Raw genomic sequence first — 24435 nt, 5'->3', positions numbered from 1 at the left:
TTTGCCCTAACATAGGGCATATTTGAGTCGCATAATGCTGAAAAGGCAAAATTATGAAACCAGTAACCAACAATAATTTCTTAAAAAAAATTAATATAAAAGGCTACAAATCTATCTCAGAATGTGATTTACAAATGGGATGTCTAAATGTACTCATTGGTGCCAATGGTGCTGGGAAATCCAATTTCATCAGTTTTTTTCGCCTAATCGCCGTTGTACTTGATCATCGTTTACAATCTCTTGTTGGCAAAATGGGTGGCCCCGACACATTATTGCATTTTGGTCGTAAAAAAACTGAGTCTATGAGCACTGAGCTTTATTTTGGTCACAATGGTTATAAGTTTGAACTGGAACCCACAAATGATAACCGTATGATGTTCCAACATGAATCACTCTTTTTGGACATCAAAGGGGATTATAATATTGGTGCTGGACACTTTGAATCTCAGATCATTCAGCATCATAACATTGAGGACTACGCATTACTTACTATGCTCCGATGGAGGGTTTACCATTTCCATGATACGAGTGATAATGCTAGAGTTAAACAAACTCATCGTATTAATGATAATGACTATTTACGGGAAGATGGTGCTAATTTAGCGGCATTCTTATATCGTCTGCAAAAAAATCATATTCTGCATTACAAACGCATTGTCAAAACCATTCAAATGGTTGCCCCATTTTTTGGTGATTTTTACTTGCGGCCCACCTCGGATAATACTGATTACATTCAACTCGAATGGACAGAGAAAGAGCAGGATATTCCGTTTAAAGCGAGTGAATTGTCCGATGGTACTTTACGATTTATTTTATTGACTACCGTGTTACTGCAACCCGAAGACTATATGCCAAGTTCAATTATTATTGACGAACCAGAGCTTGGACTCCACCCCTATGCTATTAATGTACTGGCTGGTTTGATCAAAAACGCCAGCAGTAAGCACCAACTGATTATTTCTACCCAGTCAGTCGAACTGGTCGATCAATTTGATGCTGATGATTTGATTATCGTTGACAAACAACAAGGGGTATCGACCTTTAAGCGTCTGAATAGTGACTTTCTTTCAGAATGGCTTGAAGACTATAGCCTTGGTGAATTATGGAAGAAAAATTTACTCGGCGGGAGGCCACAGCGATGATCCGTATCAATGTTTTTGTAGAGGGGCAAACGGAAGAAACTTTTGTGCGGGATGTGTTAGCTCCCTATTTTGTAGCACAGCAAATCTATCTGACGCCAATATTAGCTCAGACGAGTACCAGTCAGAAAGGTGGTATTACAAGTTATGGTAAGGTAAAATATCAAATTACTCGCTTATGTCGACAAGATCCCGGCGCATTCGTCACAACATTAATTGACTATTATGGCTTGCCTACTGATTTCCCTGATTATAATGAACAACAGGATAATGCAGCCAACGAACGAGTAGTTAAGCTAGAGCAAGCTTTCGCTAATGATATTGGGCAAACTAATTTTATTCCCAATCTGTTATTACATGAATTTGAAGCACTATTGTTTTGCCAACCTGAAAAATTTGCGGATTGGCTTGATGACAACGCCCCCATCTCAGCATTACAAACCATCAAAGCTCAATTTGATAGCCCTGAAGATATTAATAATAGCCCACAAACTGCACCATCTAAGCGTATTTTGGCGATAATACCAAATTACCATAAGACTTTACACGGCCCACTCATCGCTGGTGATATTGGATTAGATACAATTCGTTCCCAATGCCCACATTTCAATCAGTGGTTAAATAAGCTAACTAACTTGAATTCTGGATAAATTAGTTGAACATTTCTGCGAGTGTAATGAACTCATTTCAACCACTTAAAAGCTGTGCCAAAATTGAATTGATGGAAAATCCGACAGTTGCAGATGCGCTGTTAGACCGATTGATCCACAACGCACATCAGCTGGAATTAACAGGAGAATCGCAACGGAAAAAAAGTCTGGCTGAAGCTGCGGAAGTAAGTTAAGAAGTGAGTAGTTACGAAGAAAAGATCAGATGGCCGGACAAACCGAAATACGCAGGGGATCCCTCAGGCGCAGAGCCAATATAAATGAAGGCTATCTTGTGCAGGTTTTACTGGCCGGTTTAAATGTGAATGAAAAATGAGCCTTCACGCTCTTGCCCTGATCAAATGTTGATGACATGATAGGCAATCCATGCTAGGTAAAAATGCTGTATTCATAGTAAATCATATTTAATAATTTATTGTTAATTCCTTATGATTTTAGGAGGTATTGTTGAATCTATTTTTATAGTCATATTACTTATTTAATGAGAGTAACGTACAGTGATTTGTCAGACAATCCGGTATGAGCGTTTAAAAATTATATATAAATAAAAGGGAAAATGTATGAGCGATTGGGAGGCTGTCCCTGTATTGGCTGCATTGGATCTAGATGAATTGGTTGACTTTTACACAAGTAAACTTGGGTTCCATTGCGACAATTTTGTTCCTAATGAATATGCGATAATTAGCAGAGGGGAAGCTGAAATCCATTTTTGGGCATGTAACGATAAGTACATTGCAGAGAACACTTCTTGCTATATTTTCGTGAAAGATATCCAAAGTGTGTTTCAAGAACTACAAGCGCAGACTGAAGTCTCTCCGCTTGCGGAAACTCCATGGGGCATGTTGGAGTTCCACCTAATTGATCCAAGTGGAAATTTACTTAAGTTTGGGCAGCTAGTTTAGCTGTTTAACGTTCTCCCCAACTCCTGTTTATTTGATAAACATGTTTTAATATGGTTTTCTCTACTGGGCTATAAGAAGGAAAATTTTCAACAGGTCACTTTTATATAATAAAATTTTTTAAATTAGAGGTATATATTTCTGGTGTATCCCATGACACTATTAGATAGCTAATATAAATATTATTCTAGGAAAGGCTTCATCTATATGAATAAATCATTGTGCAATTCGGAATCAAAATTAAGGTCTTATTTAGGTATAGGAAATACGGTAATATCTGATAACCTTTTAGCAATACTTAAAAGCACTTGTGATAATTACCCGTCGTCAGTAGAAAAATTCATAGAACTACTTAAACATATTCAAAATAATAATATTCATACGACATCATTTAATGAATTAGTTTCCCTGCATGAACTTGTAGCTCCACACGATTGCGCTGTAGTTTCTATGCTATCAATTCATTTTAATTTAGCCATAGGCACTATCGCTAACTTAGGAGCACAAACTCCATATGTGGAAGATCTTTACCAAAAACTTTGCTCAGGTCATGCCATTGGAGTATATTTGGCAACTGAGCTGGCTTACGGAAATAATCTCATCGCGATCGAAACACAAGCTAATTATCTCCCAGAAAAAGGCGTATTCATATTGAATTCACCTAGACAAAATGCATATAAATTTATGCCTAATACTACACCTTGTGAACTACCCAAAGTAGCTGTGATTTTAGCTCAGTTAAATGTATCAGGAAGGAAATATGGTATTTTCCCATTTATTCTCCCTTTGTCCGTAAATGGCAAATTAACTCCTGGAGTTAAAATTACTCCACTTGGCGATAAGCCAGGATTTTATTTAGATAACGCAATACAATAATGATGATTTTTATATGATCATCGAAGGTTATCTCCTCGATTGGATTCACCGTACTATGAGCAATCTCCTGAAAAGTGAAGTGATCAATTTACAGGAATCGCAAAGAATAGACGAGAGACGTATTGAATATATACGTAAACATGCAGACAGAATAAACGATTATATTACCAGTTTTGGCGTGGATAAAATTGGAATCAAGACGCCAATATCCAGTAATGACTATATTACCTGGTATGCAAATAATCACCGTCAGTTAAAAAACAATTAACTAAGGCTTTCCATGGACGGATATAAATATCACCAACTCTCCGCAGGTAAATAAAATATGATGTTCTCCGATCTTTATTTACTTCGGACAAGTGTTATCCCTCGTCATACAATTAAACCTTCCAGCGATGTCATTATCCATTGCTGAAAGGATTTTTGAGTAGGTTTCATCCAGTCCATTTTGTTGTAGCCGACTGGCCAATTCACTGGTCGTTAGATTTCGGTGACTAATTTTGCGGCCTAAGGCTTTACTCAATGCAGCAGCAATATCTCCATAACTAAGTGTTTCAGGTCCTGTAAGGATAAAATCTTTATTTATGGTTCGATTTGATGTTAATGCAGAAACAGCAGCACGAGCAATATCAAGGGCGTCAATGAACCCCACTTTGCCATCGCCCGTTGCAGAATAGATAGCGTTCTCTTCATTTATTGTTACCAAATGCCGTTGCTCATAAAAGTTCTGCATAAACCAGGTAGGACGTAATACTGTCCATTCTGGCGTATTAGCTTCCAGCCAGGCGTGAATTTTTCCCATCATTGGAGCACCAGAGGCCAGCGACGATGCACTAAGCAACACAAAACGTTGAACCCCTTTTTCTAGCGCTATCTCAAGCAATGGTGGTACTACTGAACCATGATCACTAGTGTTCGTTGGCGCCACAATATATAGTGACCTGATGCCAGAAAATGCGGCTTCGGCCAGATCAGGACGCATCCAATCAAAAGCAATTTCACTGCCTGATTCAGGGGTGCGGGTACCAATCCGATGCGCGATCCCATTTTGGGTCAGTAACTCACTAATCAACCTTCCGGTTTTCCCCTTACCACCTGTGATCAAAATATTATTCTGCATGATAATCTCCTTTTAATTTGCTTGTAAGGTAGTTTTTGAGGGCTTTTTTTCCATTTAATACTTGCACTCCATCAGGCAAAGCATAAGGAAATTCAAAAACAATATCCTCGGCTATCATGTCAAGAAATGATTTAGCATTAGGATACAGTGCATGACTAATCCCCTGACGTAGCAGAGATGTTAGATGAGGAAAAAGATCACTATTTTTCATCATATATATTCACTCCCGGAGGATAGAACGATATCATTTCATCCATATTATCAAGGGTAATCGGATGGAACACAATACGACAAAATGAAATATTAAATAAGTTTAATCAGATACATTCGTTTATTCCGTTGGATTTAAGAATAGTTCTCCAATCTAGTGATCTAATTAGCAAAGAATAAATCCATATCATGTTGAAATAATGGCATAAGAGAAAGATCACTTAAATAAGTTGAAAATCCCCTACCACAAAGTAGAGGATTTTATTGTCAAACCAAGATGATTAATACGTTAGATATTATGTTACAGATCCCTTTTTCTTCTCAGCTAATTTATCCGTTACTTCTTTAACAAACTGATTTCCACCATCTAGCTTATTTTCCTTTTAATGCAATAATATACTGTAACAATCGTGGAAGAAATCGATTAAGGTATACACCAATGACTTCTTTATTACCTCCGGGGTATATCTCTCTTTTTTCACTAACGATTGCCTTAACAATTTTTTTGGCGCATAAATCGACAGGCATGCCGTGTTCCAGTTCACTATCAATACGTTGATAAGGCTCCCCATTTCCAGTGAGAGATCTCATGGTAATATCAGTATTAATAAAACCGGGACAAATAAATGTAACATTGATATTGTCTTTCGTATGCTCAGCACGCAGAGATTCAAAAAAACCATGCAATGCCTGCTTCGATGCTGAATAGCCTGAACGACCCGGTGTACCAAACTTACCAGCCACACTGGAGAGAACAACAAAATGCCCGCTCTTTTTCTCAATCATCGAGGGGAGTACAGTTAATGCTATGTTAACAATGGATAAAAAATTTAAATTAATCAATTTTTCATAGACAAAGAATTGTGTGTCTGCAACTAAAGAACGTTGACTGACGCCAGCAGTGAAAATAATACAGTCAATACTCCCGATCCGTTGAAGCACTTTATGTACCATTTCTTTCGCCTTGTCATGATTTGTAATGTCAAAAGGAATAACGTTTTCTTCTGGAAGATTAATTTCAGTAGCCAATTTTTTCAGCAAATCTTTTTTCCGACTAGAAATGACTAGGTTTGTTGTATGAGAACTAAGCGCCTTAACTAAAGCATGGCCAATCCCCATAGACGCACCAATTACCCAGATATTTTTTCCTGCCAAATTCATTTTATGTCACCTTATCATCAGCCAGATATTTCCAAATACCATTAACTCCCTTCACAGGTCTGATAGTAATACCTGCTTTTAATTCTGGATATCCCTGATAACTCGTTTCGAAAAATCCTCTCTTACAAAATTCACCGATAATAATCGGTAAAACCATGCGAGCATAATTCATACCTAGACATATCCGGGGGCCTGCGCCAAAAGGAATAAAAGTGCGGTTAAGCTTATGGCTGTATAATTCCCCCAACCAGCGCGTAGGAACGAAGTCGTCAGCTTTTTCCCAATAGTCTGGGTGTCTCTGCAAACAATAAGGGGAAATAACCACCATTTTCCCGGCGGCTATCTTATGTTCGCCTATAGTGATATCTTCTTTAGCTGTCCGGGAAAAAGACCATACTGGAGGGAAAAGACGCATGCTTTCATTGATAACCGCATTGGTATATTTCAATTCGAAAATATCAGCGGTCTTTTCCAATACAGCTTGCGTATATTCATCTTTAATAATTTTATGCCAACGTTTATAGCGAGAAATGAAATAAAATGTCCAAGTGGCTGCGGATGCAATTGTTTCGTAAGACGTTAAAAAAAAGGTAAGTAATTGGTCTTTTATCTCATCATGATCGGTTTCATTTTCCAAAATCATGTTCAATAGACAGTCTTTTCCGCCATGACTGTCATGATTTTTAATTATTTCAATTACTTGCTTATCAAGTACAGATTTTTCCTTCCTAAATTTCAACGCAGAAAACGTAGGGATGTGAGGAGGTAATTTAATAATCGCCTCAAGACGTTTAATAACATAATCAGAAGCATTCTCAAGCGCTATTGAAACACTGTATCTGCTGATATCACTACTACTTTGTCCAAAGAGGGTTTTCAAAGCAATGTTCATGGAAAGATCAAGCATATCTTTGAATATGTCGCGTTGATGCCCATCCAAAACAGTATTATGGGAAAAGTCCGTGACGATATCTTTTATCGGGGCGATCAATGTGTTTAAACTGGATATCGTGAAAGCATGCCTGGCATTATCGCGTTGTTTTTTCCATACCTCACCCTCTGTGGTGACCATACCCTGACCAAGCAATAACTCTAACTCACGATAACTGGGGCTTTTAACAAAAAAATCTATTCTTTTCGCTAATATTTCTGCTACCCAGTCTGGATTGTTAACGAAAATTATACGCTCCGGGCCCATTCTTATCGCGCAAATATCACCATTCTCTCTTGCTGCGTTAAGAAATAGCGATAACGCATCCGATTTATAATCCAGTATTGAACCGAGTAAAGGCAAACCTTTTACTTCCTTAATCTCTTTATAGTTCACTCTTCTGTACTCCTTTTATATTTTATCAAAAGTTTCCGATAATAAGGAAAGGTTTACGGATACCCGCCTTTTCAGCTTTCCTACACTGATAGTCGAAGTCGTGATACGCATGTTGCATCCGCTGAACTGTAGAATAGCCATGAATGTTGAAAGAGGTGTTGATTAATGCTGCATAGCCAGTTTTCTTTTCGACTTCCTGTAATACTTCAACATCAACGCCTGATTTAATAACAAGCGGCCTGCCAGTAGTTCTACCATCATGCATTTTATGCATCACTCCTTCATATTTTTCTTCTGGTATATTATCATTATAACTTAGCGCAATAATCATGCCATGAAGTGATCCTATCACTCTGTTTACTTCTTTAATGTTAAAAAGAACCGGTAAATTCTCTGATCTTAATACGGGAGCCATTGGCATATGGTCATCCCGACCATTAAGAAGGTTAATTTCTTGCTTAAGTTCACCCGTCGGTAAACATAGCGTAGAATTTGACATCAGTGCTCTGGGACCTAATTCCCCCCAATTTTTTACTGTATTAACAATATATCCTTTGCTTACATAGTGAGCAGTATTTTTAATAAAATCATCTTTATTGTCTGTATAAATGACATTTTCTGAATACTTACCGTTATATGGCAAAGATAAATCACGTTTTAGTAATAACAGATTTACGCTTCTATTAGATAATGTATTATCAAGAATAACAGCGCCTGTCAGTGCATGCACAATATCACCAGCAAGGGGAGAACAGCAGATATCTCCCTGTATGTTGTTCAGTAAAACATTATTGAGTTTGACATTGAAATGAACGCCTCCGCCAACAATAAGGTTCTCAACTTTTTCATTATCAATGAGTTTTACCAAGTAGGTTTCTAAAAATTTATTAGCAATATAGGAAGAAATAATACGGATCTCATATTGACTTAACCCGTTTAAATGCTGTTGTAGCCACGACGGCATTCTCACATGGTTCACGGCAATTTCCTGCATATATTTAACAGAAAAACCATGTGAAAAATGCTGATGCACACTTTTTTCTAAAAGAACTTCTGACGGAGATTTTTTTATCCCCAACAAGGTAACGGGCTTACGAGAATCGTTCCATTCAAGCTGGATTTTATGACGTTCGTGGTAATACGCTTTCTTTTTAGAAAAATTTTCATCATTAACACCGGGTAGGAAAGATTTGATATCATTTCTAATGGCTGACATCAGCCCATATTTCTTATTTGACAAAAAGCCATCGGATAATTTTATTATAATCCGGTTGAGTTTATTAAGTTCATCGTTGTTTAACAGGCTTGTTATTTCCGTTTCGTAACCAAGTGACTTATATTCATCTTTCAACGGCGAAAAACCTGTATCGGCATTGCATACCAAACGGGCAAAAAATATTCCGCATGAAAGATCTGCCGCGGAAATTCTTTTCACCCTTTGTAGTGTTTTTATACAATCTGCCAATGCTTTGTTTTTATCGATTGTCACAGTATAGAGAGATGTTGATTCATAATCATCTCCCGTACCATCAGTAATCAATATATGATATTTTTTAGGTAGATTGTTTTCTTTACAATGTTCCCAAGCTTCAATGATACCATTTATCGCATGAGTAGCATGATGGTTTATTTTCAATTCATACAACTTTACTTTTTTTATAAATTGCTCAAATATTTCTCTATCGTTACCACATAAAGCCTTTATAGTATGGTTATAATCAACCTCGCCAAGAAAATTAATGATATTCAATTCATCAATGTCATATTTCATTAATTTCAATATTGTGTGGATGGGGACATATTCTCCACCTTTTGAGCGACTCTCTTTTTCATCTTCAATGGCAAACATATCACTGGCATTATTCCATATGACCACGGAAGCATTGTGCCCTAAAAAGAGGCATGCATTCTTATAATGCTCTCTTTCTTTCATCATCGTGCTCATTATTAGTTTCCTTTACATAGAAAATTAGTTAAATATACTCTTTTATGATATTGAGCACTTTATTGATGTCCTCAACCGTGTGTCCATAGTTAATAAAAAGGCGTAAACGAGCTTTATTCTCAGGTACGGCTGGATACAAGATAGGTTGCACATTAATTAAATTCTCCCTCAGCTTTTGATAAATATAGATACATTTATTCTCGTCGCCTATCATGAGAGGGATAACAGGGGTATCTTTACTAAATCCTGTATCCAGGCCGAGTGCATTCGCTTTATTAATGAAATACTTTGATAATTCCTGTACTTCATGAACTCTGTATTTTTCCTTTTGTATCACTTTAATGGCGGCAAGCGCCGATGCGGCAACGGCCGGTGGCATGCCTGTGGTATAAACAAAACCCGGCGTTGTATATCGTAGATAAGTTATAAAGGATCGCTTACCAGCAATATAACCACCACAGCTTGCGAAACTTTTACTAATTCCACCCATACAAATATCTACTTCAGACGGTATGACATCGCAATGCTCACAAACACCCCGTCCACTTTCTCCCACAACCCCAATGGAAAGACATTCATCTACCATCAACAGTGCTTTATACTTTTTCTTTATTTCAACAAATTTCTTCAAATCAGGAATATCACCATCCATGCTATAAGCACCTTCTATAAAGAGCATGACTTTTCTGTAATGTTTCCTTTTCTTATTAAGAATTTCATCGGCCATTTGCCAATTATTATGCGCAAATGGCAACATGTCCGCCTGAGACAATTTTCCGCCCTGGAGAAGGCTGTCATGGCTATATTCATCGTACAAAATAAGATCGCCACGTTGCATTAAGTGACCAATAACGGTCACATTGCAAAAATTACTACTCACAAAAGTAATGGCGTCTTCATGACCGGTAAACTTTGCTATTTCAGCTTCCAGATCAACATGAACAGGGCGTTGACCCGCTACAATCCTTGCCGCTGAAGGACTAGTGCCATATTGGTTGATTGCTTCTATAGAAGCTGATTGAACATCAGGATGCTGAGCCAGGCCAAGATAATTATGGTTAGAGAAATTGAGGTAGTTTTCCTCATTCATTACTGTATGAGAACCATTCACCCCTTCATGAGTTGTAAAGAAGGGGAGACTGACACCTTGCATTGATTCGAGACGAACCTCAATTTCTTTTACACCTTTCAAATGTACAGGATCAAAGAATTCTTCCGGTATATCGTCAATATTTTCAAATGCCTGATGATCACTTTCATTTTCTAGCTGATCTGTAATCTGCGTGCGTAATTCAGGCGATAATTGATTGTATCCTCTGATAAAATTGTAAATAACTTCTAATTCATTTAAAAAAGACCCCAGATATTCATGGCTCTCAAAGATATCTGAAGGTAACTGGTAAGAGATCAAATCTGAAAAATCAGCAAGCAAAGTGGCTTTCTGGAGTGAATCAATCCCGAGATTATCGAGAAGAATTTCGCCCGCTGTCATATCAGGCAGCGCTTCTCCCGTTTCTCGAATCAGCCAGTTGTCAAACCAGTTTATGACGAAGGATCTATTCGTATCCTGATGGTTATTTTGCTGATCACGACTTGCAGACTGGGCGCTCCATTCATCGATTGCAGTTAACTTGCCTGAGAGAAACAATTCCTGCATGGCTTTGCGACGCACTTTACCGCTTGATGTTTTGAGTATTCCGCTAGGCCGGATAAGGATAATTTTACTAACAGAAACCTCATGATTATTAGTAATATTAATTCTTATTTTCTTCATTATTTCTTTAACATTGATTTTTTTAATTTCGCTTCTTTTTATTTCTTGTATGATGATAATCCCTTTTTCATCTGCAAAAGCGACACATCCCCCTGGAATAAGCGCAGCGTCAGACATCTGTGACGTATTTTCTATATCCTGTGGGTAATGATTTTTTCCTCTGATAATAATGACATCTTTGATTCTGCCGCTAATGTATAGCTCTCCGCCAAATAAAAATCCCAGATCGCCTGTTCTCAAATAAGGACCTTTATTATCCGATGTATACTGACTGAACGCACCGCTGGTAGCATTCTCATTATTCCAGTAACCGTAAGTTACGGAAGGTCCCTGCAACCAAATTTCGCCAACTTTACCTTCAGGCAATACATCTGCCGTATCAGTTTTGCAGATAATAACTTCTTGATTTTCGTATGGTTTGCCATGACTGACCAATGTGGTGTTGCCATTCACGTTATTGGCTTTAATAACGTTTCCTTCACTCAATGCTTTCGAATTAAAATTCTCTACTTTCATTCCAGAGTTATCAGTTACAGGACCCGAAACATACAAGGTACCCTCTGCCAGCCCATAGCAGGGATAAAGAGCGTCCTTATTAAAACCGTAAGGGCCAAATCGCTCAGCAAAACGTTGAAGAATATCCGCTCTGACCGGCTCTGCTCCGCTAAATGCATTCTTCCAACTTGAAAGATCAATAGACTCCAAATCCTTGTCACTTATTCTTTCAACACTTTGCTCATATATAAAGTTAGGCCCGCCGGAAATAGTCGCTTTATATTTTGAAATGGCTTTTAACCATAGTGCTGGTTGCTGAATCACTGAAGTGGGTGGCATCAGTACAACCGGAACGCCGCTATAGAAAGGCTGGAGTATACCGCCTAATAAGCCCATATCATGGTAGGGCGGAAGCCAAATGACGCCACAACCCTCTTCTGAACATGCAAACCTATCCTTTATTGCCGCCAGATTACTGATTAAATTTTCATAACCGACCATGACACCTTTAGGGTCACCAGTTGAACCCGAGGTATATTGGAGGAATGCCAGATTTGATCCGCCGCGGTAAGACGTATTTTCCTGAGCCTCTATCAATTCATTTGCAGATATCACCCTGACTTCATTAAAGCTGTCTTCCTTCGCAAGTGCTTCTTTTATTTTTTCACTCTGTTTTGAAGTCGTGATAACGAATCGAGCATCACTATCCATTATGATTTTCAGAATAGTATCCCAACCTCTTCCCTCAGGTCGGGCGCTATTTACTGGTACAGCAACTACACTTGAGTATAAACACGCGGCCATAGTCTGAACAAAGAGTAGGCCGGAAGGCAACATAACTATTACCCGATCGCCAGGTTGACAGTATTGCTGTAAATAATAAGCAATACTTTTTTGTCCCCGGTGCAGACTCTGCCAGCTCAATTGTTCTTCTCTTTCTCCGTCAGAAAGAAACCTGAAAATTAACTCACCAGCATTTTCTGATGCTCTTTTTTCAATCAATTGACAAATATTATTCATTGATTAACCCTGTAGTAAAACCCACGCTTATGATTCAATGCACTTTAATTTATAAGAATAAATAATAATATGTAAAGAGTTATACATATTTAAGCTTTTGTGAGATTTGAAGATTAATGGAACGAAAACGGTACGCCCAACCTTGAAATTATTATAATGAATTGATTAAATTGACATAAATATCATTTTGTCACTTATTCAAACAACGTAAATGTGATGACTCAGATAAAAAACAGGTTCAGACAATAGAAATTGTCGCTCTGGATACATAATAAATTATTGCCAATTACACTGTAGTTTTAAAATTGATGATAACCAGCCTAAAAATGTATTTACATTATAATTTCTTAAAAAATTTTTCTAATTAAATAAATTTTCAAAATAGTGTAGATTACCGGAAGGGAATTCAGTCCGATTTTTGCGATCTGATCAATTGCGAAAAATCCCAAACCCCAAAACGGACTGAGTTATGCTTATCATCGGAAGCACCGAATTGACTGTGACGTAACCGGAGGAAGCTAACCCCGCAAAAAACAAGCCCATCAGCGTAGATTGATGTTTTTTGCTTTCTACGTGGTCTCACTGAACCGAGTTGACGCAATCATCTCAGTCGTTAGCACCGATTTCCTTTTCGATTTTGCCCACCTGCTCCTTAAGCTTTTCGGAACGGCTCTGGAAATTCTTGATAGAGACCAAATACTGGTTGGTACCAATGTAGAGGTCACCATTCCTATTGAAATAAATGCCGCCGTACTCATGACAATAGTTCACACCTCTACCGAGGGGAATCTGCCAGATCACCCGGCCGTTGAAGGAGTCGATGGCGCTAATGTAGTACATTCCACCCTTTGACGCTGAGATATCATCGGACCAGCTACAGGTATGCGCGAAGATGATACCGCTGCCGCGACAGAGCATGTTCATCGCGTAAAAGTGAACGTCTGGAATAGACCATCTCTTTTCATCGGGTTGTTCAGTATTCTCAGGATTGATGCGGATCATCTCCATGCCGGGACCATTCGGGACTAGCTGCGAGAACGGCCACGTCGGATAGTGGCCGAAATTATTTTCGACCACAAAGGTATCACCAACGCCTATCAACGAGGCTTCGTCGGCGCTCCTCATCTCCAAAAAGCAAGGGGTCTCGGAGATAATACTGCCATCCGAGCGGTTACAGACCAACACGTTCAGACGTGGATCGGCATTGTCGGTGATTCCCACCAGTTCAGTCCCGTCCTCCATTTTGGTGAGCGTCGGCGTGGTTCCCGAACCGATATTCGTCTGACCCGGCTTCCGGTATCCGGCATTCTTGTAAGGCGTCTTCCAGCGAATGGTGATCTCATTCCCCTCCAGACCGAACGCCCAGAGATACCCTTTCGTACATAAGCCCTTGCTATCGATACCATTGGTGACGATATAAGCCCCGTTCTCATCAACAGCGAATGTATTGTTGTTCCACTGTTTTTCCAGCTTCTTCGCGCCAATCAGTGTTGTGCTCCCATCATTCGGATCAATTTGCACAACTGCTATCCATGCAGGAGAGCTGAGTGTACTCTCCGGGTAGCTCTGGTAGTTATAATCACCGGCAATCAGGCACCAGTAGAGATTCGGACGATCCGTATCCCAAACAGGCAGCGACGAGTAGAGGGAATTGCCCTCCGCTGAACCAGTGACCACTTCGATGATATCAGCGCTCTGCCAGTTCGGTGTGAGCGCATAAATCTCACTTTCTCTTGGCTGCACATCCGCTGTCGGATAGCTGACAATCTGGTTGTCCTGTACCACTATCGTGTTGTCGTTGTTGTCTAGGTAAAAATAGCCGCCGCCGAAGGTACTATTGCCGGAAAGTGTACCCGCCTTCGTGGCTGAAATAATGTTGCAGTTCTCGTCAAATACCACCACCCAGAACTGAGATGCGGAGTAGTCCAGCGAGACGCCCACCATTTGATTCTGACTATTACAAACCATATTCGGCGTGTATCCGAAAGGATTGTACTGCTCAATAAGCAGAAGATTGTCATTAACAGGACCGTTGAGCGACACGGACTCGGAACACCAGCTATCTTGGTGCGGGCTCCCAAAGTCGTTCTGCGCCATCCACGGGTGTTGAGGTATTTCAGCATCGGCAAAACGGTTCAGCGCACTCTTCGCCGCGGGGACATGGTGCAATTCTTCTTTTCTCATGGGGACTACATGATCGAATGGATTCATAGTTAAGCCTGTATATTTTTATATTAGATTATAAATTCCCCATCCCGATATTCAGGATTGGAATGTTCAAGTTTTAGATTAGACATTCATAATGATGTGTATATAGAGACTAGAAGTCGGTTATGGAATGTCAAGAATCGTTGGATGATATTAGAAAAATATCTTTTTATTTCTCTGATAAAGTTATTAAACGCATGATTAATTATAATCATTTTTGATTAGATAAATTTAATCGGATATATTCTGATTTTTTTCTAAAATAATTATCCAGTTTAATAATCTACTTGGTAAAGAGTAATCACATTGCATGTTGAAATAATGATGAAAGGAAAAGATTACATAAATAAACCCCTATCTTTAAATAATTACAACTCTTTTTTTAGCAATTTTATAGAGAGAATTCTATTCAAAAAAATCGACATATTACAAACATTAATTTCACCTAAAGTACATATAGAAAAATTGATAATAATCAGACTCCAAATAAAAGGAAAAATCATTAATTGAAGGAATTGTCAATTCTTACAAGTCTGGTTGCTATGGCAAATAAGAATATTAGATAGTCAACACTGACATTAATTTGGAGATAATTATTTCCGTGTTTATTAACTGACTCTTCAGCCATTATTTTTATGTTGTTTATATACCGTTTAAGATATTCATCTCTGTTCATTGTATGATGACTAATACAATAGTTAGGATTCATACCCCTACAAACAAAATTGTAGGCAGCGTAAAAGTTTTTGCGATATTTTTATCTTCGTCATTACATCCGGTACCAACAAGAAAGGAGAATTATAATGGATAAACCAAAGGAGAATAATATGAAAATTAATGTAGCATCTATAAGACAAGCGACATTTCGCTCTGAGTTTTCTCTTGATAGAGAAAGCGGACAGAGCATACAAGATTACTTGGCGAAAGAAATAGAACGTAGAATTGACTTGGTGAGAGAAAATATTCTTCTTGCATCAGAAAATAAAGAAAAAAACACCCCGTTGTTTTTTTCTTTACCTGAATTTTTTTGGAACATAAAATGGAATACGCTCAAAAACAAAGATGAATTATATCAACTAACTGATTATATGATGCATTATTTATCAGATGCACAGGAAAGTTTGATGAATTCCTTACCCGAAAGCGAAGTGGGTAAAATCGTTCTGTTGGCAGGAACGGTGGCAGTCTTGGTAGAAACTAGTAATGACGGGGTATTTGAACCTTTAAATTACTGTTTAATAAGCAATAACTTTAAAAAGAAAAACGATGGTCGATTTGAAAGGTCAATGTGGCCAAAGCGTACAACTTCACATATTGATTTCGGTCTTAAAGATAAAGTGACTAATAATGGGTTTATATTTACCTTTGCAGATGGATTAACTGTCGAAGTTCTAAACAAGACTCAGCATGTTGGTGAGCATGATAATAACATGAACTACGGTTTCTCTATCGATAACAATATAATTGACGACTGCCCGTTTAGCATTAACTTATGCCTTGATTATGGGAGAGTTAAGCCAGGAGAACGCAATGATGAGCTTATTGAATCATCATCGAAAATTGATTTCCTATTGGCTTGCGGTATGTCTTTGAGTCCAAATTACAAATATCCGCCCAGCGTGCGATTTGCTGTAAGGAATGACGGTATGAGAAGTGGAAAGGTTGAATGCTTCTCAATCAAAGATAGACATTTATTTCAACAAGTTCCACAAAAAGAATTAAATACCCGTCTATCGATGGTAGAGCTGACTCTTTAAATAGATAATATAACTGCTCTTCCCTTACTACGAGAGGGAGAAGAGTACATGTCAGGTATGATTAACCGTTGCTGCCCCAATCTCAGGTGGGCAGCATATTGCCATCACATCAAATTTATTTGAAATCTTTTCGGCCCAAGGCTTCACATCATGTTGGCCGAGTACTATTGGTTACGGAAGCACCGACGGAAGTACCTTTATGCAAGACTTTCATGTGCCACTTCATCATCACCGAGTGGCCATCGCCAACGACCTCATAGATTCCTACAGACTGGTCGCCAAGCGCTTCTGAGAGCGGTTTCCAGCCAGTTTCGATCCACTCAAGGAAAATGGATAATCACCGAAATAATATGTTGTACATTGGTTGCGGGTCTTCCAGAGATATTATAACTTTGACAATGCGTGGCGATGACTAACTGATAAGACAGAGAAACGGATTGTGGCAAAGAAAGAAAAACAACAGCCTCACCATGATGCATTATTCAAGCATTTTTTAACGCGGCCCGAAACGGCCAAGGAGTTTTTATCCCTTTATCTGCCCGAAGAGATCCAGTCGTTGTGTGATTTAGCCACATTGAAACTGGAACCCGGCAGTTTTGTGGACCGGCATTTACGTCAACTGCACAGTGATGTGCTCTACTCGGTTGAAACAGCTAGGGGACAGGGCTATATCTATTGTCTGATTGAACATCAGTCCACTCCTGACCCGCTGATGGCCTGGCGGCTGATGTATTATGCCATGTTAGCAATGGCGGCCCACCTGAAAAAAGGCCATACTGAACTCCCTTTGGTGGCGCCGCTGCTGTTTTATCATGGGGAGGTTCGGCCGTATCCTTACACAAACCGGTGGCTGGATTGTTTTACGCTCCCCGAACAGGCTGCCCGCTTATACCGTCAGGCGTTTCCGTTGGTGGACGTCAGTGCGCTCAGCGATGAAGAGATCCTGACGCATAAAGGGGTTGCCCTGATGGAGCTGGTGCAAAAACACATCCGCTGCCGGGACATGCTGGAATGGGTCCCCCAATTGGTGGAACTTCTGAATGGAGGGTATAATACAACTGAGCAGCGCAATGTGGTGTTACGCTATATTTTACTGAATGGACATACGCTGGATCTCTCCCAATTTGTCCATCAACTGATTGAACAATCTCCGGAGCATGAAACGATGTTGATGACTATTGCAGAACAGCTTGAACAAAAAGGGCTTGAGCGAGGTATTGAGCAAGGTATTGAACTAGGCCGAGAGAAAGGTAAAGTGGAAACGGCTCGCGCCTTATTACGACATGGCGTGAGTTTGGATATTATTGTCACCAGTACCGGACTGAGCCGGGATAAAATTGAAGCGTTAAAGCATTAAATTAATCTTCTCTTTCACTGCAAAATGCCGATATTCAAGATCGGCATTTTTGTTATTAAACTCAGATGGTCAGTAATTCAATATTATGTTTCAGATCCATTTTTCTCCTTAGCTAATTTATCCGCCACTTCTTTAGCAAACTAATTATCACTATCAGCATTTTTTAGTGCTTGATCGATAACTTGTTTATGATAACCAATCCGTATTTCTGTTATGAATGTGCACGATTAAAAGGTCGTAAAAGAGGTTGATATCGTATTATTTATATGAGACAACTTTATCTGAGATCCAACCGCAGTGACGAAATTCATTTTCACTATTCGGTCAGCGATTCTCATACGGACATAATTTGCATGAGATCAGGATGATGACTCGTCATACAGACCAAGCTGCCAATAAAAGTAAAAGGCTCACTGTCTCAACGGATGCGAAGCAATTCTCTCTGAATACGCTTCCTGATTTTGATAAATGCCTACAGTTGGAATTTTTGTCGCTGCCAATAAGTGAATTGGATCTTGGCGCAGAATTGTTTGAATATTCTCTATGGTCTGAGAAATTCCGGCAGCAATTCTCACAACGGCCTCTTGCTGAATTTTTATTTTAGAAGGATGAAAGTGAATGTCTTATATTCAATCGCATTTGAAGGAAGGGTGTTGGTTTACCCTCGGTGACAGTATAACTGAAAGAGGGTGGTATCAACCAATAGTGACTAAAAATTTAGGTCTAAAAGAATGGAAAAACTACGGAATAGGGGGAACATGCATAGCCCAAAAAGATAAAAATGACAATTCAGCCATTTGTTTAAGATATGAAAAAATGGGAAGCAATCCAGATATTATTACAATATGGGGAGGGGTAAATGATTTTGGATTTGACTTTGGTTCCTATGGAGGGGTGGAACTAGGTGATTATAAAGACAAAACCCCATTGACATTTATTGGAGGCATGAAGTTATTAATGACCGGAGTTACCAAAAAATACCCATTAGCGAGAATAGGATTTATTATAACAACGCCAATATCAGTACAAAGAGGTATGAATAGTAAAAACGCCAAAGGGTACTACTTGTCTGACTATTGCAGCGTTTGTCGGGAAATTTGCGAAAAACACTCCATCCCATATCTGGATTTGTTAAAACAATCTGGATTCAATGAAGGAAATATCGATATTATGACCAGCAATAGCTTGGGCACCGTGTCCGATGGTTTGCATCCATCAAAAATAGGTATGGCCAGGCTTGCCCCAAAAATTTCAAACTTCATTTTATCTATTTAAGAGACAAAAAATGAGAATATTAACCATAGATTTATTAAAGATCATTTCTATATTTTTCGTTGTAATTTCTCACGTTACTTTATTTTTCTTGTTGCGCGATGATAATGACGTGGTTTTGTATTTTCTTAGGCAGATCGATCAGTTAGGGGTCTCATTGTTTTTTATGTGCAGTGGCTATTTCTTACTAAATAACAGACATGAAAAACAGGTGGATTACATCATTAATAAAGCCAAAGGGATATTAACTGTATTGTTGTTTTGGCTTATCTTTTATTATCTGTATGACACATATTTTATCAGTAAATTTACAACAGTGCCTAATACTAATTTTTTAAATTATATTAATGTTAGTAGAACCACATCAGATGCCACCCATTTATGGTTTATATTTGCAATTATCTCTCTCTATATATTAACACCACTAATGCGTAACGCATTTAACGAAAAAAACGCAAAGGGGATTATGAAAATAATTGTCATAATGCTTATAATTTCTAATCTTACATTGCTGAATGCACTAACAGATTACAAATTCTCTTTTTCCCTAATCCCATTCAATATTTTACTTCCGTTCCAAGCTGAGGGTTTGATTAGTTTCTTGATAGGTGGATATTTAGGGCTAACGAAACCTAAAATAAAGACTTTTTCCTGTAAACACATAATGCTTCTGGTATTTTTTATTATATCATTGATATCTTTATCAATCATTTCATCCAGGACTGGGATGGACTTCTTTTATGGGAGATTTTATAATGTATTCCTTCAGGTTTCTTCGGTGTGCCTATTCTTATTCTTGGTTAATTTGAATATCAACGAAATACCATGCTTAATTGATGACATTAGCAAGAATACACTAGGCATATATCTTGTTCACAATATTTTTGTTATTGAAATACATAACGAATTTGTCCATAACTTATTACTGGAAAAATTTAATTACATAAATATATATATTTACATAATAGCCTATTCTTTGATGGCTTTTATCCTGTCATATATATTATGCGTTTTGTTAAAGAAATCAAAAATAACATCAAAAATTATAACCATTTAACGTTATGGACAGGGAGAGTCGGTTTCTTTCAGTAATATCTTTTTGGCAGTAAGGTGTATTGGCTAAAGGAAGGCGTTTTACAATTATCACAGACCACACAGTGGTTTGAAAAGTAAAACGCCTTATGAAACTCCCGTTGAAAAAATGAGAGCTTAAAAATGCTCTGTCAATCGAAGCTAGAGATCACACATCATATATTTTTATAATGAGTTCCAACACTATGAATCGTGATTGTATTTTCAGCATTATTTTGAGTGAAAGTTACCCTGTCTTTTTGACTTAGCCTCACACTAAATAAATTATTTGGCAGTTTTTCTAAGTTACTGCCGCTTGCTGTACCAATACTTTTTGCTGCTGTAAGTGGATCGTTACCCTTTTGCACCTCTTTTACAAATGAACTATACTTTTGTTTTGCAGCACCGTCCATATTAGCAAATCCATTCCTAGATTTGTTCTTTTTAAGTTCTTGAAAACTAACTCTCCATTTAGGTGGTTCAGTTGGGCCGGCTAAATAACCTATTCTGCCATCAGGTAACTTCTGAGGTGGTCGAAAGAAAGGTTTAGAAAGCTTTTTTCTCTCAATATAATTCTCTAATGATTTAGACTCTAACCCATTGTAAAAGTTTTTTGAAAAAATCCTCCTTCCCAGTGAAGTTACAGCAGATAAGATAAATAAGAAATCAATTAATTTAAAAAATCTTGCGGCATTTGATTGTTGATTTTCCTCCAGTGGAATTTCCTGTGCTGCAAAAAAATATAGTGCCAATAATTTATCGTCATCTAAATAATCACTCAATGGTTTATTTTCAAGATCAGGAATATTCCAGATGTTTTGAGGATATTCACCTTCAAAATCCAGTTCATTCTTGTAAAAACCATCTGCCATATCTTTAGAGATTTGATCGCCATTTTCACCTAATAGTGCAGATGAAAGATTAGACATATATTCTTGATAAATTCCCTCGGCAGTCTCTTTATTCTTATAATAGTCATCAGGAAGTTGAGACACATCATGAATACCACTTACAGCTAAAGCGTATGCTAATATTATTTTCTTAGCCCGATATTCAATTCCATGTGATGCTGTATACCCCTCATCTGTTTGCTTAAAGTTTAGTACACGTATTATCTCTCCTGCTATTTGCTTTTCAACGGGCTGATATCCAATTCTATCAGATGTTAATTTTATATCCATTATATTTCTCCATTATGTTAGTGTTTATTGATCTATGAATCTCATGGCAGAGAACTCCTAAATTTGTCGCTACTAATATAAATTTCAGTTTTAAATATAGGGTTTTCTCTGGCTTTCTAATCGTTAATTTCAATATAAAACTACTTTACATGATAATTATTAGCAAGCTTTTGTCTTGCCATTTTTTGTTGATTTTTTTCCAATTAAATCATTATGTTAAGATTAGTTAAACAAATAATAAAATGAGCGAAAGAAAAAAGAGAAGGCACCAAAGCCAAAAGAACTTGGAGAATAGGATAACTTGATGTTAACAGAACGTTTTTAAATGATCTCAGCAGGTTATATAAATGTAAAACAGTCATTAAACATGACAGAAAATAAGGAATTTATTCTTTTAATCCCTGTCTGACCTAATTACCGATAAAAAGGTGTTATCCGATGTTAAATAAAGCCCCGTGTAAACGAGGCTATTTCTGATATACAAAGTTATACAGGTTCCTTCAATACACCACTGTGCAATATTCAAGTCCTACGGCGCGATATAACTAGCTTATCCTTAGGACGACTCACCCAATCGGAGGGATCATTGTTGAAGTTATCCGCCAGTAGATAAGACGGAGTTTTAGCTAACCAATCAGAGAGTGAGATATCCTGATAGATACCGTTATCTAGCACAATCAGCACCTTAAGATCATCATCGCCAATATTTTCGATATAGTGACCAAATCCCAGTGGCACGTAACCAACGTCGGTTGGCCCATATTTTGCGGTTTGTGCGTGTCCGTGGGAACTAAACACAGTCATACGTCCTTTACCTGAAATGTAGTATTGCCACTCGTTGGCATTAGGGTGCCAATGTAGTTCACGTATTGCGCCAGGTTTGATGGTCTCTATAAGGCCGGTGATCGTTGTAGAAATAGGAAATTCCTTCGATGATGCTCGATAAACACTCCCTGCGTCGTTCTCGAAGAAGGGTTTGCTCTTCAAGAGTTCATAACGGTGGGTGAGTGGGGCATCGTTCAATCCGCCATCGTCAGCAGGTAAAGGAAGTTTGGGCGGAATAGCGCCCCCAACGATGTAAGCTTCACCCTGTTTAATTTTAGAAAAAACGGATGCCGGCATGTTGACACTTTTCTCAAGCACCTCTTTCGGCATATGGGTTATCCAATCCGTGATACTGAAAGTGCCAAATTCTGAGAAATGCCCATTATCAAAAGCCAGAATAAAATGGGCGCCATCTCCAAGCGCCTGAATAGAATGACCATGACCTTTGGGAAAATACCATACATCGCCGGGACCAAAATCAGCTACTTCACTTTTGCCCTCCGGATCGATAATGGTAATACGTGCATGACCTTCAAGCATATATGCCCATTCAGCGGCAACAGCATGCCAATGAAGTTCACGGACACCACCTGGTTCAAGTAACATATCAACACCGGCAATCCCTTCAGATATCGGGAATTGTTCTACCGTGGCTTCCCGAGCCCATCCATTTTCCAATATCCGTTTTTTGCTATCGGTGAATTTATATTTATACAAACTTTTGGCATTTATTGGCGGTCTATCCTTGCCAGCAGTGACTGTATTGTGCTGTTCATCAGCAACAGCGGCTTTAATCATACCGCCCATGCTAGCGGCGGCTGCGCCAATTGCGGACGCCTTCAAAATATCACGACGAGAGAACATATTTATTGCCTCCAGGTAAAATGGGTACCAGCAGGAATAGTTGCAAGCTGATATCTATTTGTTTGGTTTTTTTAAGTTAATGGTTGTCACGAAAGGAAAAATTAGAAGTGACTGATTAAGCATAGTAGAAAATGAGTCGTCTAGGAGTTAGCTTGGAAATCGGGCAGAGGCGAGATGTGGCGCGGCAACTTAAATCCGGTAACAAAGGTTGACATTAAAATCATTTTGGTTACTATTGTTACCGTTGGTTGCTTTGACCAACTGTGTTCTTTAAAAAAGTGAGACTTAAAAGGAGTATTGTCTATCGCGTATCACAAAAACAAAGAGATTAATGTGGCTATTGCCTATGCCGTGTCTCAAGGCTGGGCCTACGTGAAACGTAAAGGCAAAGGCCATGCAGTCGGGATTTTACGCTGTGGCAGTGAAGATAAATGCCACCAAAAATCAGTTTGGGGAACACCTGATAGCCCTCAAGACCACGCGAAAGACATAATCTCATTAGTCGATAAATGCAAATAATATCAAGGCCGTCAAACGGCGGCCTTTTTATCGAAGTCTCACTTCTCAATCATAGGAAAGTAGATATGAGAAAATACAGTTTTAGCATTGTGGTAGGCGGAAAAAAAATCACTACTGACGATGATTTGTTTGATATATCAGATGCTTTGTATGAAGCAGGATGCAGCGATGCCCACCCTGCTGCATACAATGGTACATTGTACGTTAATTTTACCCGCAACAGCGAAAATTACGCAAAAGCCGTCATGTCTGCAATAGCTGGTATTGAATCGGTTTCAGGTTTAATGTGTCTATCTGTAGATATTGGTGATGTAGTTAGCTTAAGTGATGCGGCTGAACTGGCAGGAACCACCAAAGCCGCTTTATCTCGATACAGTAAGGGTAGCCGTGGAGCAGGTGATTTCCCTACGCCTCTTCTGCGCGTGGATAGCAGTCGCCCGTTATGGTCCTGGACGGATATTGCTGAATGGCTCGCAAAAAACAAGATCATCGACAATGAGTTGGTAGAACAAGCCCGTATTACCGGTTCCATTAACACAGCTCTATCCATCCGAAACACTAATTCAATGGATGTCATAGTTCAATTTATGAATGCATTAAACAATAACTTAAAGGCAATAACTGCATAGTTAATAACATGCCTTTAAAACGATGAGTCTCACTATTATTGGCCATCTTAATGATGGCTCAGACCGCTGACAAACCTCGTTGAAAATAACGAGGCTTGTTCCTTAGAAACCTGAATTC

The 24435-nt window shown here is 38.5% G+C and carries 22 protein-coding genes; 13 read left to right on the top strand and 9 right to left on the bottom strand.

Annotated features, from left to right (window positions below; translation table 11 throughout):
- Window positions 1-53: 53 nt before the first annotated feature.
- The 6 genes from B0X70_RS11875 to B0X70_RS25175 all read left to right on the top strand — a co-directional run bounded on the left by B0X70_RS11875 (window position 54) and on the right by B0X70_RS25175 (window position 3850).
- On the top strand, window positions 54-1142 hold the full coding sequence (locus B0X70_RS11875) for an AAA family ATPase (protein WP_217471570.1): 1089 nt from the start codon (window positions 54-56) through the stop codon (window positions 1140-1142).
- Complete coding sequence (locus B0X70_RS11870) at window positions 1139-1789, top strand: DUF4276 family protein (protein WP_217471569.1); 651 nt, start codon at window positions 1139-1141, stop codon at window positions 1787-1789. Before B0X70_RS11875 ends, B0X70_RS11870 begins: the two co-directional genes overlap by 4 nt.
- Before the next feature lie 26 nt (window positions 1790-1815).
- Window positions 1816-1983 carry an ATP-binding protein gene (locus B0X70_RS11865; protein ID WP_377312327.1) on the top strand — a complete coding sequence of 56 codons (168 nt, stop codon included), beginning with the start codon at window positions 1816-1818 and terminating at the stop codon, window positions 1981-1983.
- 384 nt (window positions 1984-2367) lie between these two features.
- Window positions 2368-2709, top strand: coding sequence for a bleomycin resistance protein (locus tag B0X70_RS11860; protein ID WP_217471568.1), 342 nt, complete (start codon window positions 2368-2370; stop codon window positions 2707-2709).
- Between the two features lie 204 nt (window positions 2710-2913).
- Entirely contained in the window at window positions 2914-3582 is a 669-nt protein-coding gene (locus B0X70_RS11855; RefSeq protein WP_246593506.1) for an acyl-CoA dehydrogenase family protein, read from the top strand.
- 13 nt (window positions 3583-3595) lie between these two features.
- Window positions 3596-3850 (top strand): hypothetical protein, encoded by a 255-nt coding sequence (locus B0X70_RS25175; protein WP_246593505.1) that lies wholly within the window; start codon window positions 3596-3598, stop codon window positions 3848-3850.
- A gap of 78 nt (window positions 3851-3928) precedes the next feature.
- On the opposite strand, the gene B0X70_RS11850 is transcribed toward B0X70_RS25175, so the two are convergent.
- The 7 genes from B0X70_RS11850 to B0X70_RS25170 form a co-directional block, all read right to left on the bottom strand.
- Window positions 3929-4702 (bottom strand): SDR family oxidoreductase, encoded by a 774-nt coding sequence (locus tag B0X70_RS11850; protein ID WP_217471567.1) that lies wholly within the window; start codon window positions 4700-4702, stop codon window positions 3929-3931.
- Window positions 4692-4916, bottom strand: a complete 225-nt coding sequence (locus B0X70_RS11845; RefSeq protein WP_217471566.1) for a nuclear transport factor 2-like protein — start codon at window positions 4914-4916, stop codon at window positions 4692-4694. Before B0X70_RS11845 ends, B0X70_RS11850 begins: the two co-directional genes overlap by 11 nt.
- 368 nt (window positions 4917-5284) lie before the next feature.
- A complete protein-coding gene (locus tag B0X70_RS11840) occupies window positions 5285-6073 on the bottom strand; it encodes an SDR family NAD(P)-dependent oxidoreductase (protein ID WP_046397466.1) in 789 nt (262 codons plus the stop codon).
- Window position 6074: 1 nt separating this feature from the next.
- Entirely contained in the window at window positions 6075-7400 is a 1326-nt protein-coding gene (locus tag B0X70_RS11835; RefSeq protein WP_217471565.1) for a cytochrome P450, read from the bottom strand.
- Between the two features lie 25 nt (window positions 7401-7425).
- Window positions 7426-9345 carry a carbamoyltransferase C-terminal domain-containing protein gene (locus B0X70_RS11830; protein ID WP_217471564.1) on the bottom strand — a complete coding sequence of 640 codons (1920 nt, stop codon included), beginning with the start codon at window positions 9343-9345 and terminating at the stop codon, window positions 7426-7428.
- Window positions 9346-9373: 28 nt separating this feature from the next.
- On the bottom strand, window positions 9374-12634 hold the full coding sequence (locus B0X70_RS11825; RefSeq protein ID WP_217471563.1) for an aminotransferase class I/II-fold pyridoxal phosphate-dependent enzyme: 3261 nt from the start codon (window positions 12632-12634) through the stop codon (window positions 9374-9376).
- A gap of 606 nt (window positions 12635-13240) precedes the next feature.
- Complete coding sequence (locus B0X70_RS25170) at window positions 13241-14818, bottom strand: hypothetical protein (RefSeq protein WP_246593504.1); 1578 nt, start codon at window positions 14816-14818, stop codon at window positions 13241-13243.
- Window positions 14819-15645: 827 nt separating this feature from the next.
- On the opposite strand from B0X70_RS25170, the gene B0X70_RS11810 reads away from it, so the two are divergent.
- The 5 genes from B0X70_RS11810 (at window position 15646) to B0X70_RS11790 (ending at window position 20285) form a co-directional block, all read left to right on the top strand.
- On the top strand, window positions 15646-16599 hold the full coding sequence (locus B0X70_RS11810; protein WP_217471562.1) for a hypothetical protein: 954 nt from the start codon (window positions 15646-15648) through the stop codon (window positions 16597-16599).
- 439 nt (window positions 16600-17038) lie between these two features.
- Window positions 17039-17956 carry an Rpn family recombination-promoting nuclease/putative transposase gene (locus B0X70_RS11805; protein ID WP_217471561.1) on the top strand — a complete coding sequence of 306 codons (918 nt, stop codon included), beginning with the start codon at window positions 17039-17041 and terminating at the stop codon, window positions 17954-17956.
- Window positions 17957-18320: 364 nt separating this feature from the next.
- Window positions 18321-18560 (top strand): hypothetical protein, encoded by a 240-nt coding sequence (locus B0X70_RS11800; RefSeq protein WP_217471560.1) that lies wholly within the window; start codon window positions 18321-18323, stop codon window positions 18558-18560.
- Between the two features lie 14 nt (window positions 18561-18574).
- A complete protein-coding gene (locus B0X70_RS11795) occupies window positions 18575-19231 on the top strand; it encodes an SGNH/GDSL hydrolase family protein (protein WP_036805978.1) in 657 nt (218 codons plus the stop codon).
- A gap of 10 nt (window positions 19232-19241) precedes the next feature.
- The gene (locus B0X70_RS11790; RefSeq protein WP_217471559.1) at window positions 19242-20285 is read left to right on the top strand and encodes an acyltransferase; all 1044 of its coding nucleotides are present in this window, start codon (window positions 19242-19244) and stop codon (window positions 20283-20285) included.
- Between the two features lie 190 nt (window positions 20286-20475).
- On the opposite strand, the gene B0X70_RS11785 is transcribed toward B0X70_RS11790, so the two are convergent.
- Together B0X70_RS11785 and B0X70_RS11780 are read right to left on the bottom strand one after the other, a co-directional pair.
- Window positions 20476-21480: a Txp40, insecticidal toxin (previously name A24tox) gene (locus B0X70_RS11785; RefSeq protein ID WP_217471558.1), complete on the bottom strand. Its 1005-nt coding sequence runs from the start codon at window positions 21478-21480 to the stop codon at window positions 20476-20478.
- 522 nt (window positions 21481-22002) lie between these two features.
- Window positions 22003-23169, bottom strand: a complete 1167-nt coding sequence (locus B0X70_RS11780) for a cupin domain-containing protein (RefSeq protein WP_217471557.1) — start codon at window positions 23167-23169, stop codon at window positions 22003-22005.
- Window positions 23170-23466: 297 nt separating this feature from the next.
- Between B0X70_RS11780 and B0X70_RS11775 the strand changes: the two genes are divergently transcribed.
- Together B0X70_RS11775 and B0X70_RS11770 are read left to right on the top strand one after the other, a co-directional pair.
- Window positions 23467-23688 carry a hypothetical protein gene (locus B0X70_RS11775; RefSeq protein WP_228999281.1) on the top strand — a complete coding sequence of 74 codons (222 nt, stop codon included), beginning with the start codon at window positions 23467-23469 and terminating at the stop codon, window positions 23686-23688.
- Window positions 23689-23753: 65 nt separating this feature from the next.
- Window positions 23754-24317 (top strand): hypothetical protein, encoded by a 564-nt coding sequence (locus tag B0X70_RS11770; protein ID WP_036805991.1) that lies wholly within the window; start codon window positions 23754-23756, stop codon window positions 24315-24317.
- Window positions 24318-24435: the final 118 nt, after the last annotated feature.

Origin of the sequence: Photorhabdus akhurstii (assembly GCF_019090985.1) — a bacterium.
In the GTDB taxonomy this organism is placed as follows: domain Bacteria; phylum Pseudomonadota; class Gammaproteobacteria; order Enterobacterales; family Enterobacteriaceae; genus Photorhabdus; species Photorhabdus akhurstii.
Note: the sequence above shows the minus strand (reverse complement) of the source record. Positions and strands in the feature narration are given on the sequence as shown.

Coding starts and splice junctions, on each gene's coding strand:
- B0X70_RS11870 (WP_217471569.1), top strand. CDS start 1,139: ATGATCCGTATCAATGTTTTTGTAGAGGGGCAAACGGAAGAAACTTTT.
- B0X70_RS11770 (WP_036805991.1), top strand. CDS start 23,754: ATGAGAAAATACAGTTTTAGCATTGTGGTAGGCGGAAAAAAAATCACT.
- B0X70_RS11830 (WP_217471564.1), bottom strand. CDS start 9,345: ATGAGCACGATGATGAAAGAAAGAGAGCATTATAAGAATGCATGCCTC.
- B0X70_RS11795 (WP_036805978.1), top strand. CDS start 18,575: ATGTCTTATATTCAATCGCATTTGAAGGAAGGGTGTTGGTTTACCCTC.
- B0X70_RS11785 (WP_217471558.1), bottom strand. CDS start 21,480: ATGGATATAAAATTAACATCTGATAGAATTGGATATCAGCCCGTTGAA.
- B0X70_RS25175 (WP_246593505.1), top strand. CDS start 3,596: ATGATCATCGAAGGTTATCTCCTCGATTGGATTCACCGTACTATGAGC.
- B0X70_RS11875 (WP_217471570.1), top strand. CDS start 54: ATGAAACCAGTAACCAACAATAATTTCTTAAAAAAAATTAATATAAAA.
- B0X70_RS11840 (WP_046397466.1), bottom strand. CDS start 6,073: ATGAATTTGGCAGGAAAAAATATCTGGGTAATTGGTGCGTCTATGGGG.
- B0X70_RS25170 (WP_246593504.1), bottom strand. CDS start 14,818: ATGAGAAAAGAAGAATTGCACCATGTCCCCGCGGCGAAGAGTGCGCTG.
- B0X70_RS11860 (WP_217471568.1), top strand. CDS start 2,368: ATGAGCGATTGGGAGGCTGTCCCTGTATTGGCTGCATTGGATCTAGAT.
- B0X70_RS11845 (WP_217471566.1), bottom strand. CDS start 4,916: ATGATGAAAAATAGTGATCTTTTTCCTCATCTAACATCTCTGCTACGT.
- B0X70_RS11780 (WP_217471557.1), bottom strand. CDS start 23,169: ATGTTCTCTCGTCGTGATATTTTGAAGGCGTCCGCAATTGGCGCAGCC.
- B0X70_RS11855 (WP_246593506.1), top strand. CDS start 2,914: ATGAATAAATCATTGTGCAATTCGGAATCAAAATTAAGGTCTTATTTA.
- B0X70_RS11825 (WP_217471563.1), bottom strand. CDS start 12,634: ATGAATAATATTTGTCAATTGATTGAAAAAAGAGCATCAGAAAATGCT.
- B0X70_RS11800 (WP_217471560.1), top strand. CDS start 18,321: ATGATGACTCGTCATACAGACCAAGCTGCCAATAAAAGTAAAAGGCTC.
- B0X70_RS11810 (WP_217471562.1), top strand. CDS start 15,646: ATGGATAAACCAAAGGAGAATAATATGAAAATTAATGTAGCATCTATA.
- B0X70_RS11850 (WP_217471567.1), bottom strand. CDS start 4,702: ATGCAGAATAATATTTTGATCACAGGTGGTAAGGGGAAAACCGGAAGG.
- B0X70_RS11865 (WP_377312327.1), top strand. CDS start 1,816: ATGAACTCATTTCAACCACTTAAAAGCTGTGCCAAAATTGAATTGATG.
- B0X70_RS11790 (WP_217471559.1), top strand. CDS start 19,242: ATGAGAATATTAACCATAGATTTATTAAAGATCATTTCTATATTTTTC.